The 13,162-nt window shown below is 41.6% G+C and carries 9 protein-coding genes; 6 read left to right on the forward strand and 3 right to left on the reverse strand.

Annotated elements, in window-relative coordinates:
- Both V7266_RS04435 and V7266_RS04440 read right to left on the reverse strand, forming a co-directional pair.
- The coding region (locus V7266_RS04435; protein WP_335466152.1) for a glycosyltransferase family 2 protein at positions 1-701 on the reverse strand (701 nt) is incomplete at its 3' end.
- Between the two features lie 234 nt (positions 702-935).
- A complete protein-coding gene (locus tag V7266_RS04440) occupies positions 936-1,919 on the reverse strand; it encodes an N-acetylmuramoyl-L-alanine amidase (RefSeq protein WP_335466153.1) in 984 nt (327 codons plus the stop codon).
- Positions 1,920-2,051: 132 nt separating this feature from the next.
- Between V7266_RS04440 and V7266_RS04445 the strand changes: the two genes are divergently transcribed.
- Positions 2,052-2,444: a GtrA family protein gene (locus V7266_RS04445; RefSeq protein WP_335466154.1), complete on the forward strand. Its 393-nt coding sequence runs from the start codon at positions 2,052-2,054 to the stop codon at positions 2,442-2,444.
- Positions 2,445-2,596: 152 nt separating this feature from the next.
- A complete protein-coding gene (locus V7266_RS04450) occupies positions 2,597-3,196 on the forward strand; it encodes a hypothetical protein (RefSeq protein ID WP_335466155.1) in 600 nt (199 codons plus the stop codon).
- 37 nt (positions 3,197-3,233) lie between these two features.
- Here V7266_RS04450 and V7266_RS04455 read toward each other — a convergent pair whose 3' ends face one another.
- Positions 3,234-4,151, reverse strand: a complete 918-nt coding sequence (locus V7266_RS04455; protein WP_335466157.1) for a CPBP family intramembrane glutamic endopeptidase — start codon at positions 4,149-4,151, stop codon at positions 3,234-3,236.
- A gap of 345 nt (positions 4,152-4,496) precedes the next feature.
- Between V7266_RS04455 and V7266_RS04460 the strand changes: the two genes are divergently transcribed.
- From V7266_RS04460 to V7266_RS04475, 4 genes are all read left to right on the forward strand, one after another.
- Complete coding sequence (locus tag V7266_RS04460) at positions 4,497-4,811, forward strand: DUF4359 domain-containing protein (protein ID WP_335466158.1); 315 nt, start codon at positions 4,497-4,499, stop codon at positions 4,809-4,811.
- 266 nt (positions 4,812-5,077) lie between these two features.
- Positions 5,078-6,859: a vWA domain-containing protein gene (locus V7266_RS04465; protein ID WP_335466159.1), complete on the forward strand. Its 1,782-nt coding sequence runs from the start codon at positions 5,078-5,080 to the stop codon at positions 6,857-6,859.
- 40 nt (positions 6,860-6,899) lie between these two features.
- Positions 6,900-10,292, forward strand: a complete 3,393-nt coding sequence (locus tag V7266_RS04470) for a tubulin-like doman-containing protein (RefSeq protein ID WP_335466161.1) — start codon at positions 6,900-6,902, stop codon at positions 10,290-10,292.
- Positions 10,293-10,525: 233 nt separating this feature from the next.
- Positions 10,526-12,874, forward strand: coding sequence for a hypothetical protein (locus V7266_RS04475; protein ID WP_335466162.1), 2,349 nt, complete (start codon positions 10,526-10,528; stop codon positions 12,872-12,874).
- The last annotated feature ends 288 nt before the right edge of the window (positions 12,875-13,162 follow it).

The raw sequence follows: 13,162 nt of genomic DNA on the forward strand, positions 1-13,162 counted from the left end.
TCATAAAATTTCATTTTTTGGATATTCTTCATGGTGTTACCTTCATGAATCATTACCTTCGCTCCACAGTAATGATCATCGAAGAATATGTCACAGTCAGCTAAACTTTCAATCCAAAATACCCAATCTTCACAATGCTCCATGCCCAAAGGAAATGTTTTGCACTTACGTTTACTCAATACCATAGAATTGATTGGGATCGTATTCCCTAACAATAAATTGTCATACACATCTTTGTTAGAATACGGTTTGAAGATATTAATAACTTGATTATCCTTTATATATTCAGTTGCACATTGTACAGCTTCCCATGGTCCATCAGATTTTAAAATTTCCATTGCTTTAGTTAATTTATTTTCATCCAGCAAATCATCCGCATCTAAAAATTGAATCCATTTGCCAGCAGCTTTTTCTATTCCTAAATTTCTAGCATTTGATCTTCCTTTTACATCGGTATAATAATATTTGATTTTTCCCGATTTAAAAGAATGAACGATATCCTTAGTATTATCTGTTGATCCATTATCAATTATGATAATTTCGAAATTCGAATACGTTTGGGAAAGACAAGAACCTATTGCTTGTTCGATTGTACCTGCACCATTATAAACAGGGATAATAACCGAAACATCTGGATTAATAATAGTGTTCAACTCCTTTACATTATATTTTGACATTTTAGAAGTTAAATCATTATTCATTATCTATATGAAATAGTGGTAGATTCAATATATGATCGGTTCAATTAAGTGTAGCTTATCAAATATTTTTTGTAAAATATCACTCCGGCACGCCTAATAATATACACCAAATAGGCTAAAAAAGAAAATACTCTCATCATATCTGTCTAATACTTTTTATAAACTTGATGTAAAAATAAAAAGTCCAATTTTGATAAAAATTGAACTTTTAATAGACTATTTTTAAATACACGATCAGAACATTGCTTCCCAGGTTTTAGGTCCGACGATTCCATCTGCCGTTAACCCATGGCGTTGTTGAAAAGATTTAACAGCGTCTTCTGTTTTTGGACCGAATGATCCAACAGGTGTGACTCCCAAAGCACGTTGAATCATCTTTACTTCGTCCCCTTTTGAACCACGACGAATGATATGGCCCGGATACGGGATGCTTCTAGATGCATCTTGTGTATCGGATGCATGATTATCAATCCAATAAAGGTTCCTGCCTCCATTTCCATCAATCCAGTTATCTCTCCCTACATTATGCCAATCACCTTCACGTGCGAAAACATTAAATTCTTCCCCTGGCATGGCATCACGAACAAACTCGGCGGCATGACTAGGTGCTCTACGAATATCCGTCCTCACTAAAGCACGTACCCTTTGGATGACGGTATGATTTTTAATAAACACTGGTTCAACTGGACCTGCCGGAACCGTTTGGACAGCTTGAGTGGTTTGAACACCGCCGCTTTTCAACATGTTGATAAAGTCATTCCAGGTAACACCTTTATCGCCGCTCCTTAGGTTTCTTGGGCAGTTCTTCCCGCTCCAACGGTTGTGCTGGACAACATTGGCGAGGGGAATTTTATAAGTGCTCATCAATTGTTTCGTGACTTCCGCTGTATTTCGAACTGCCTTGTTAAAATCCCCATCACTATTTACACATATTTCAATATGAATAGATGAAGTATTCCCTATACCGCTTCTTCCATCTCCCGCTGCCCATGCGACCTCATTAAACGGGATGGATTGGATTGCTTGATGGTCATCAATTTGCAGATGCCAGGAAGCCGAACGATCATTCCCCCGTTCCTGTAATCTAGCATGTGCTTCTGCATCTGCACCTGGGCTTGGATTATCTGTTTCATGGATGGTAATGTATTTAGGGACCATTTTGATACCCGGACGCGTGTCTGTATTCGATGCAGGGATAAATCGTTGAATAATGTTCATACATATCCACTCCTTTCCTGTATATGTATGCAAAATTTAAGGATATGGATATGGCTATTCCTAGTTTTTTGCATTTCTTTTCACATATCATTAAGATGGAGGTAATCATCTTAAAAGGATTGAAGGGTCAAAATGGAAAAGTTACTAAAGTTCGGCCTCGTTGGGGTCGTCAATACGCTTATTTCGATCGGCTTCTATATGTTGTTTGTAAAATTAGGCATGCATTACATCCTAGCTAATATCCTTTCTTATCTAATTGGGTTAGTCAATAGCTATTATTGGAATAAGAAGTGGGTGTTTAAAAATAAAGAGAACCATTTATCTGTTTTTGCTAAATTTGTCATTGTCAATTTAGTGGCGCTTGGTTTCAATACATTATGCCTTTTCTTATTTGTTCATCACTGGGGATTCAATCCGTATTTATCCCAATTGGCGGCTACTGCACTAGGAATGGGAATCAACTTCGTCTTAAATAAAAAGTGGACCTTTGAATCAAAACGGCCTGCTAACAAACAGGCACACTAATTCACGGACCAAAAGCACTCAAGGGATGACAGCATTGGAGTGAATCGTGAATAATTATCTATAAATTTGGATAATAAATGGATTTTTTATAGCTTTTTATAGTAGGATAGTAATAGTCTTTATCTATTCTATTCTACTGGGGGCTTGAAAGGATGCTCACTCCTGCCCAACAAAAAGTGAAACAAGAGCTGGAAGAATTGCAAGCGGCGGGAAGACTCTACCATAGGTCCCAGCCTGAAGTCCATGCTTCACAACCTTACTCCTATAAAAAAAAGGTCCTTCCTCTCATCGGAATCCTGCTAATCTTTTTATTGGTTGTTTTGTATCTTCTTCACCCTCAAAGATCGGAAACAGTTACTTATTTGGTGAAAGAGCAGCATTTATATCGGCAAAGTGAAAAACTTCTCAATGAGGCTCTTAATGGTCAGACGATGAATTACCAGGATGCCCAAATGAAACAAATTGAATTATGGAAAAAACTTTCTGTGTTAGATTCACCCGCTCGCTTCCAGGACCATAAACTTGATTTGCTTCATGTCATGGAGCAGCAGCAAGAGGTTCTGATTGAAATCGCTGCCGGAAAGAATAGGAATTCAGTCCCATTCAACCAAAATATGATTGAACTTCACGTTCGCGAAGAACTGGCATTTGATAGTTTGCGAAGTGCGCTTAAGCGAGAAAAGTTTAAATACGAGACATTCAAGGATGGGACCATTCATTATTGGGTGCACTCTAAAATCTATACCTATTAAAAGAGGTTCCGCTTTAAAGTAAGCAGAACCTCTTTTCCTATTCGGACGCCTGCATCCCTTCCCCTGATTCCAGCTGGTGCAGCGCGTGTTTTTGATTTAATTTTTCTAGGATGATGAGAATCACATGGACCATTAATACGGCCCAAGCCATTAAATCAACCGCATAATCAAGATAGTACCACGAGAATGTTGCCGTAATATCGTATAGGGAGTGAACAAGGACGGTCACCCAAAGGCTCCGCGTCCATAATAAGATCAATCCAAATAATAAGCCCATATTCGAGAAAGTTACGATCGCTCCGATTTTTACTCCCCATGGCTCTACGGAATCTAATGTGTGGTCAATCCCAAATAGGATCGAGGTGAGAAATAAGGCCGACATCAGAAATAAATCTCTTTTCCCGCTTGCCCATCTCTTTGGGAATAGCTTTTTACATACAACCAGCAGAAGGATGATATAGGCCAGGCGCCAGACCTCCTCTAATCCAGCAAGGGCGTCCGTATATAAATCTGCGCCAATGGCATCTACTTTTTCAAAAAAGCTGGAAACGGGTTCTGCCTTTGTCTCTGAATCAGGTGTTGTTGGTTTCTGTTCAACAGCATCCATCTGCATGTCGGTATATGTTTGAACGTATTGATCATAATCATCGTTAAAATCATTGAAAGCGTTGGATGAATAGATATTTATGATAGTGCTTCCAAGGAAGAAGACTAAAAAGGCCCCCGTAAATTTTAGGACATGCTGCCGTTTAGTTATTGGTGTCTTTGCTGAGCTGCTAATCCGCCGGTGCAGTTTTAAACCGACAAAAAAGGAAGCTACCATCATCGCATCATAAAGGGTGCCCGCCAAATAGCTGAACCGGGTTAAATATAGGAGGACTTCAGCTCCTATCGTTACAATCAGCATGGCAAAGAGTAACTTAATTGAAATCGGTTTGGTTAAGTTTGTTGTCATCCGCGTCATTCCCTGCCTTATTGCTTATTTTAAGATGGTTACGGCCACTATTCCGAATCCATTTAATAATAGAAGGAATAGCAAACAGCCAATGAGCCACTTCCAGGTTCTATTCACTTATTTTGTCTCCCTAAAAAATGATTTTTTATACCGTTTTATGTATTCCGATGTTGCACGTTTACCTAATCTATTAATAGATAATAATAGTAATAATTTATCATATCGGCAGACAAATATCATTATTATGTTGTTTCCATTATTATCGGTACTTGGTGATTTTTTAGGTTTGCCGTACATAAGATTGTACAAGCTGCAGGTCCATTACTGGAGATGGGAGGTTATGAAATGAGACGCTTTGTTTCTTTGATTCTATTGGTTGTCATTATCTATGTATTGTCTGCGACAAATCCAGGACGGTCGGAATATATTGACTGGGTGAACAATAAAGCAATGGATCAGTCGGCAAATCTGCTAAAAAGAGGGATTCTCTCGATTGCTGGAAAATCTATCTTTGATGCCGGAACAACGAAATCCGATTATGTCGTTTTTTCCGTCTACAAGACGGACTTTTCAGATGTCGGGATGGGAAAGATGACGACGCTTGGGATATTTAATGAATTTATTCCGCTTTCCAGTCTAGAAAAAGAAAAGGAAAAATAAATCAAAGGGCCGAATGGGGAAACCCATACGGCCTTTTTTATTCGTGACTGCTGACCTTCTCGTTAACTAAGAAGCTCTTAAAATTCGGGTCATAGTGATACCCCTTCCAATCGTAAGCCTGGGCACTTCTCTATGAGACATCTTTCTAAACGGCCAACTTTATCATTCTAGGGAGTACAGCTTGGGAATATAATGACAACAATTGGGATGGGCTTGGAGGTTGTTCAATTTTTAGAGATAGATACTGCTAATGGAGGTGGCACCACATGTTTAGAAAGACAATTAGTAGTTTCATCATACTGGCGGTTATTTTCTGCAGCATTCGTTATCTTAATGTACGCGCGGCAAGTCCGTTACATTCCACCTCAGGAATGGAAGGAATGCTTGTTGTGGACGTCAGTAATTCCATGAAAGACAGCGATCCGAATAATGTCAGTAAGGAAGCTATGAAGATGTTTATCGATATGTCATCGCTCGAAGGTGATAAAATCGGGGTCGTTGCCTACTCGGACGCGGTGATGCGTGAAAAGGCGCTCGTCAAAATCAGCTCGGAACAAGATAAAAAAGAGTTGAAGTCGTTCATCGATTCACTTGAGAAATACAGCTACACAGACTTATCCACCGGCGTTTCTGAGGCTGTAAGAATGCTGGAAACCAGCCGCGAAAAGAATTTCACCCCGTTGATTGTCCTGCTTGCGGACGGAAATAACGAACTGAATCCGCGGAAGTCCAAAACGATTTCTCAGGCGGATCAAGCGCTCCAAACAGCGGTCAGTCAAGCAAAGGCAAAGGGCTATCCCATTTATACGATTGGCTTAAACGCGGATGGTAAGCTCAATAAGGAAGTACTAACGAATGTGGCGAACCGCACGAATGGGAAATTTTTTGAGGCCACTTCAGCAGAACAGCTTCCTAAGATCCTGAGTGAAATCTTCGCTCGGCATTTTAAGTTAAAGATTGTCCCAGTTTCACAACTAATCGGTAATGGCGCTTATCAGGATATCAAGATTACCGTGCCAAATGAAAACGTTCGGGAAGCAAATATCTCCCTTATGTCTGATCAGCCTGTTGAGATTCAACTGATTAACCCTTCGGGAAAAGTGGTGAAGATTCCATCTGATCAGGTCGTGCTAACGAAATCAAGAACCTATTCGATGGTCAAACTGCTGAAGCCCGTTCAAGGGGATTGGACATTGAAGGTCAAGGGCGTCCCACAGGATAAAATTGATATCAATCTTATCTTCAACTATGATTTACAGTTGAAATTGGCGGCTCTTGCCAAGGAGAGCTATAAAGCTGGTGATACGGTTCAAGTTCGTGCCTTCTTTAAGGACGACAGCACGGTCCTTAAGGATCAATCTTTTTATCACTCGATGAAAGGTACCCTGTTTGTCAGGGATCTCGATAAGGGAAAAACAGAGGAGTTTTCGTTAGAACCTGGAAAAAGTGGATTTTCCGGTACGTTTAAGCTTGGCAGTGCTTCTGCTTATGAAGTGATGGTTAAAGCAGAAGACAGCAGCTTTTTCCGTCAGACGATTCCACAGAAAATCACGTTGAAAACAGCACCCGCTGTCCCTGTAAACGAGAAACCGAGCAACGTGTTGGATGATGAAGGCAAATCACTCCCCTGGCTTCCAATCGGCGGGGCTGCCGCGGGTATCCTATTACTCGCCGGGCTCGTTTCCCTGCTCTGGTCCAAATTAAAGAGCAGAAACCGCAGGTTCAGCGGACAGATTGTCATTGAAGTCAAGGATGAAGAATCCGGTGAACGGATCAGCCCGCAATATAAAAAGTTGAAAGCCTTTAAGGGGAAATTCCGTCTCCATCAACTTTTATCCCTGGCACCGGAGTTTGCGGAAACCGAGAAACTCATATTCAAACCACTCGCCTATGACTCTTTATTACTTATCAATCACTCTAATTGCACCATAGAAAAAAACGGCCGGGCAATTAATGCCCAAAAAGGCCTCACGATCAAACGCAACGACCGCCTGCGTATCATACCCAAAAAAGTAAATAAATCTATCTACATTGAGTATATTTCATAAGGTGACAGGCACCGTTTCTAACACCGAGGGAGGAATAATGATGAAAGCTAGTGTAAGAGAGCATATTCAGCAGTTGGATGTTTCTTTAGGCGGTGGGATTATTTCGGAGAAGATCCGTGTCGATACGATCGAGAATCCCATGCTTGTCATCGGTCTTGGCGGAACAGGGATTGATGCCTTGCTCAGACTTAAATACCAGGTGAACCGCCGCTTTAAGCTGCCTCAGGATCCTTTATCGAAGAAAAAGAAGGAAAAACCAAACAACATTGAGTTCCTGGCCTTTGAAACCAATGAATACGACCGCTACAAAACATACAAAGGAATTGGTCTTGATCCAAACAAGGAGTTCGTCCTCCTCTCTAACCCTGAGATCGGCGGCCTGCTCCAAAACCGCAGCACACTCGAGCCGTGCATCAAGGAATGGCTGTCACCGGAATTATCAATCACAGATGGAATCAGCGGTGCCTCCGGTGTCCGCCAGGCCGGGCGGCTTCTGCTGTTTACAAAAATCAACCAAGTGGTCCAAACGATGGAACGAAAAATCGAGTCGGTCCTCGAAGGAACAAATAAACGGCTATATGTTTTCATTTTGACCGGTTTATCCGGAGGCACAGGAAGCGGATGTTTCCTTGATATTGCCTACATCACGCGCGGGATCATGGAACGCAAATTTGGCCCGACCGGGATCGACAAAGTCAGCATGCTTGGGTATCTGTTCATGCCGGATGTGAATCTGTCCAAACGCGGCTTAAGCTCCCATACGGTCGAGTATATCGAGAAAAATGGCTATGCTGCCCTAAAAGAACTCGATTACTGGATGAATTGCGATGAACGAAATGAACGTTTCAAAATGCAATATGGCAGCATCTTAGACGTCAACTCCCCGATGCCGCCGTTTAATCTTTGCCATTTCATCTCAGGAACGAATCTGGAAGGGAAATGGCTTGAAAATGCCTATGATTACTGCATGAATGTCACCGCTGAAAATATTACCAACTTCATGGCCAATGAGGATAAGAAATCCAGCGAGGAATTTGCCATCCATGACTATATCAGCAATATCCGCACCAATATCGCCCAAATGCCAAAGCCCTATGCCGCCAACTACCAATACAATATTATCGGTGCCTCAATGGCAGAAATTCCAGTTGAAGAAATGACTACTTATATTGGCTTTAAACTATTTGAAAAAATGAAGAAGATGTTTGAGGCGGAACCGGACCAAACAGATGTGGAGAGGTTTGCGGAGAAACTCCGTATTGACCCAGACTCCATTTCGCAGCGGTTCAACGAGCGTGTACCAGAGCCCCTCTCAGGGTTCGAGCACAGTGAACGTTTTTCCTATAACAACGTCATAAAATCAGCCGTGATTAATCTTGACGAAGAGCTGGAGAGAGAATATTTAGTAAAGGCGAAAGAACAATACCGGAAAGGCAAAAAGCAGCTGCCAGGTGAGAGCCTCGAGGAGTTCCGGCGCCAAATGGAGCGGATCTTTCTTAGTCCAGAAAAGGGTCCCATCTATGCATCCAGGTTAATCTACTCCAATGACAGTTTCTGTCTGTTAAAAACTTTAAAGGTATATATGGAGCGATTGCGCGACCGATTGGAACACCTGCCGCGAGCCATTCAATCGGAACAAGATTACGCTTATAACAAGCTCGAGGAGGCAAGGAGTGCATTCCTCTCCAAAGACCGCAAGAAGAATGCCTATATCGAAGCAAAATTAAACGAATTCTCTGCTCGGGCAGAAAAGGCAAGACTCGAAGAAATGATTGAATTTTATGAGGAGCTGTACCAGCTTCTTTACAACCAGAACAACAAAATATATGAAGTCTATCAAGAAATCTTACTAACCTTGAAAAATATCTTTGAAAAAAATGCCGGTATTTTAATAGAAAAAGAGGAGATCAATCAGGATGCCCCCCTCACCTATTATTGGCATTTAGTCAGTATCCCTGATACCTCCCCAGAGATTCAGCGGATGTTTGATTCGAAGGATGGCGAATTGCTGCTACAGAAATGGTCGGAAATGCTCCTTGAAAAATCAGCCTATTGGATCAAAGAACAAGATGTCGATGTGGTTGGCACCGTGTCCGAGTTTCTCACCGAACAGTTCGGTGATTTAATCACGAAATCGATGGAAGACTTCCTGCGTCTGAAGTACGGCGAGGATAAGCCAATCGATAAAATTATTGAAGAAAAGATCGCTGCCCGATTGGACCGCGACGCCTTGCCAGTGTTCCACCTTGCCAATAGCAACGGCCAGCTCCACTTCCCGCAATGGGGTTTTGTGAGCGTGCCAGTAAAAGCTCCCAATATTTATAACGGGATTAAAAATTTTGAAAAGCACTCGTTAAGCCATTCCCGCTTCACCATTAAAGAAAGCGAGCTAAGAAATCGGATTTTCTGGTTAAATACGAAAAACGGAATTCCCCTATTTGCTTACTCGCCTTTAAAAATTTACGAGGCATCCTATGAAAAGACGATCTTAGAAAAAGAGGGAGTGGGCCGCCACCTGGTGCAGACAGAGAAGGAAAACTGGCTCTACCTCCCCTCACCCATCCCTGAAAATTCCTGGGGAGATACGTACCAAAACCTTCGGGTGAAAGAATACAATGCCGGAGTACGGGATTTATTTGATCAAGCGTTGGAATTCGGCTGTATCACGGTGAAAGAGGACGAACGGAATACCAGTGCCAAATACCGGTGCCATTTTACAAAAGAGTTAAACAGACGAGCATTTTTCGCCAAGTATGAGATTGACCTAAATAAGCTTGATAAGGCCAGTCTTGGCAACTTAAATCAAGTGCTCAGGCAGTTGAAAGAATGGTCCGCTGGAGGCATGGATCCTGATGGCAGCTGTGATATTTTCGGTAGCACCAACTTAGAAATGGCAAAAGAAAATGTTATTCGTTCGCCTAAGTTGATTGAAAAATTGAAACTAGAGGTTCGAAAATACCAATTTATTCAGGAAATGATGACGGAAATAGAACAGTTCATCACCTTACAAAAAGAGAATGAGAGACTTACAAACTTGTATATTCAGGCCATTTACACCCATACGATAAAAAAACGAGGGGCCCTTTACGTTTATGATCATGGATTGGAAGAAGATGCGTGGGAGCCATTGGTTAATCTAATGAAGAGCACGAAATTCGTCGACTATGAAATTTTTCAAGCAGTTAAGGCACTAACGCCAAAGCAAAAAGCCCAGCTTGAAAAAAAATCGGAGCAGAAGAGCCATGAGTTAATTCAACAAGAAAGTGCGGCACAGTTAATCTTCGCCTTAGAACAAATGGCAGACACCTATCAAAAGGAAAAGGCAGCCCTTGATTATGAATACAAGGATTTGGTTAATGGCGAGGTTGTATACAGCTTTTATAAAGAGATGATGATCAAGGTGCAAGAGATGCTTAGACAGCTAAAATCATAAGAAAAGCGGAAGCGCCTTGACCAGGGAAAAAAGTAGTTCATTTTTTCCTAGGGGCGACAGGCATAAGACGAGCCGGCGAGAAGGCTGCTCTTTAGCCTTCTTGACGGATTGGCTTATGACCCCGAGCCCCTAGGCGCTGGAGCTAGACAATTCTCAAATTATATTTGAAAGGCCACACGCATTCGCTGTATGTGGCCTGCCTCATTTCATGTTTTTCAAGGAGGGATATACTTGTGCGAGATCTATTACAAAAATATGCCGATTCCTTCTCCATCAAACTCGAGAAAATCAGTCAATCCGAGAATCTACAGCGCAGTGTCAACTATCCGATTGTCTTTTTATTTTTGGGCGACCTCGTTAAAGATGCCTTATTAGCTATCAAAAAGATGAATAAGGAAAAATGGCATAACAGTAACGGAGTCATATACTTTCATGCCTATCAAACAGAAACCATCCTAGCAGATAATTTGTTTTCCATACAGCTGGCGAATAATGGGTTCGATCGCCAATCACAACGAACAGAGCTGGCAGCGGCTTTTAACCACGATGACACAATGCTGATTGAACTGAATAAAACTTTTCGGAAGCTTACATCTAAGCTAGCCGAATATGGAAGGGCCTTTTCTTCGCTCCAGAAAGTAAACCTTTGCGTGGTAACGGCCATTCATGATCCGGCAAATATCCTGATTCAAGAATTCACCCTTCTTCTAAAAAGCATTCTGCAAGAATCGTTCCGAATTGTGGAGGTGGATTTATATGGGCTGTTAATGGAAAAACAGGACGGTGAAAACTTTGCCTTCACCACTTCACTTGGAATCAGCTTCCTAAAAGAGCTAGATGATTATCAAAAGAATGACTATTACTTTGAAAAGGACCTACAGCTTACCGAGGACCATTTAAGATTGCCTGTTTGCCATCCCCCATCCCCGCTCTTTGACATGGCCTATTTATTAAGCGATAAAAATGAAAATGGCCTGTTTGGGGACGAAGCCGTTCAACAAAACTATGAACTAATCAGTCATCTAAACCTGTTGAAGAATCGCAAAATTTGGACCGAGCATCCTGAAAAAATGAATAGTTATTCCCACCAATCCTTTAAGCGGGCGATGAAGGGGAATGTAAAGGATCCTGTTTATGCCTCAGCCGGATTTGCTAAGGTGACAAGGCCCAATAAAGCCATTGTTCTTTACGTTGCAAGTCAATTTTTCCAAGAGTTTTTAGAAATCCTAAAAAGACAAAGCAAACAACCTAAAGAGAAAATCCTTGAGCTCTTCGATTTATCTGAGTCTTCTTTTCAAAAATATTATGAGCACTTCCTTCCTCCAGCGGACCGGTTATATGACATGCTTGATTTAATAAGGGTCAGCAATTCCTATCGGACCGTGAGAAAACTGTCACTGAACGAAACAGAAGAGTTCCTTTACCAAGGTGTTACGGAAACGTTCTTTTACCAGAACTTCGAAGAACCCGTAGAGGAGTTTTTAAAGGTTTTAGACCTAAGGGAGCAAATTGAATGGTGTTTTTATGAAAATGTAATCAATCATGAACAGTACGGCATCTTTTGCGCTTTTAGCTGGACAGCGGACAACGCTCACTCTGATTCAAACGTTATGAATGCCATTAATCATATTTTACAAGAGACAAAGCAAGAACAGGTAAAGCTTAAAGAACATCTGGAGCTAACATATCAGCAAATCGTGGAACATTGTGATTTTAAAAAAAGCTATCTGCCTTTTTCGAGCAAGAAAAACCTGACTAGTTTCGTAGAATACTTTTTCGATGAAGTATATGGGACCAAATACGAGCTGTTAAGGCTTAAAGTGAAACTGGCGATTTTAAATCAATACCGGTCGGTCCTAAAGGGACTGCACCTCTCATTGCAGCCTAAGATCAGGCTGATGAACAAGGTAGATACCTTCCTGAAAAAGACCGCCGCGGATAGTTTGTTTGATTCCGATGATGATTTAGACAAGAATATTGCGCAATATTACTCAAGAGTGAATCAGCTGATTACAGAAAAGTTAAAGGAAAAACGAGGGCCCCATTTCTTTTTGAATGAACGTTTTTTTAAAAACCTCTATGATTATTTGGAAGACGATCAACCTGAAGTCCTTTTGGAGCGGTTGTTGGTTGTATGCGACCGGGAGATATTAACCCACGAGGAATTCCACCGAACTTTTGAAGATGAATTGCTGGCAAGAGCCAATGTAATGACCGATTATGAAAACAGGGAGATTCTCTCGAAAGAGGAATTGTTTAAAAAATTATATCTTCGATTGGACGAAAGTTCGTCCATCCACATGGAGGTGTTTAACTACACCCAAGCGAACCGTTATGAAGAGAAGTACTACTTTGGAGATTTTAACAGTCAATTCATGCGATTTGCAATGGACAAAGATTTAGGGATGCAATGGAAGGTCGGCTGTGCCCATGAAAAGAAATCAAAAGGGATTGAGAAGCTCACCCTCATGGGCGGCTTCACCCTAAAAGACCTTATGTTCTACCGCAATGGAGAAAAGTATTATAAAAAATATATTGAAAATGGGTATGAATTTCACGCAAAAGCGGAAGCGTCCGTTTAGCGGCGTATGGACTGGAGCGCTTCGACTGAGATAAAGGAAACACGGAGAGCGCCAGCGATCCGATGTTGACTTATCGTAGGGAGAAGAGCGAAGTCCACTAGCCGCTGGACGCTGGAGCTAGACGGTTAACAAAGTTATAGTCCTTTACTATTTTATTTTCCAAAGCGGAAGCGTCCGTTTAGCGGCGTATGGACTGGAGCGGAAATCAACATCATAATTTAACACAGCCAAAAACAAAAAAGGGCAGCTACATTTAGCTGTCCTTTTCCGTGCCTGGCAACGTCCTAC

Origin of the sequence: Neobacillus drentensis, from assembly GCF_036965645.1 — a bacterium.
In the GTDB taxonomy this organism is placed as follows: domain Bacteria; phylum Bacillota; class Bacilli; order Bacillales; family Cytobacillaceae; genus Neobacillus; species Neobacillus drentensis_D.

Bases quoted from the DNA above. Each gene is read 5' to 3' on its own strand.
- V7266_RS04440 (WP_335466153.1), bottom strand. From the start codon at position 1,919: ATGAACATTATTCAACGATTTATCCCTGCATCGAATACAGACACGCGT.
- V7266_RS04445 (WP_335466154.1), top strand. From the start codon at position 2,052: ATGGAAAAGTTACTAAAGTTCGGCCTCGTTGGGGTCGTCAATACGCTT.
- V7266_RS04450 (WP_335466155.1), top strand. From the start codon at position 2,597: ATGCTCACTCCTGCCCAACAAAAAGTGAAACAAGAGCTGGAAGAATTG.
- V7266_RS04455 (WP_335466157.1), bottom strand. From the start codon at position 4,151: ATGACAACAAACTTAACCAAACCGATTTCAATTAAGTTACTCTTTGCC.
- V7266_RS04460 (WP_335466158.1), top strand. From the start codon at position 4,497: ATGAGACGCTTTGTTTCTTTGATTCTATTGGTTGTCATTATCTATGTA.
- V7266_RS04465 (WP_335466159.1), top strand. From the start codon at position 5,078: ATGTTTAGAAAGACAATTAGTAGTTTCATCATACTGGCGGTTATTTTC.
- V7266_RS04470 (WP_335466161.1), top strand. From the start codon at position 6,900: ATGAAAGCTAGTGTAAGAGAGCATATTCAGCAGTTGGATGTTTCTTTA.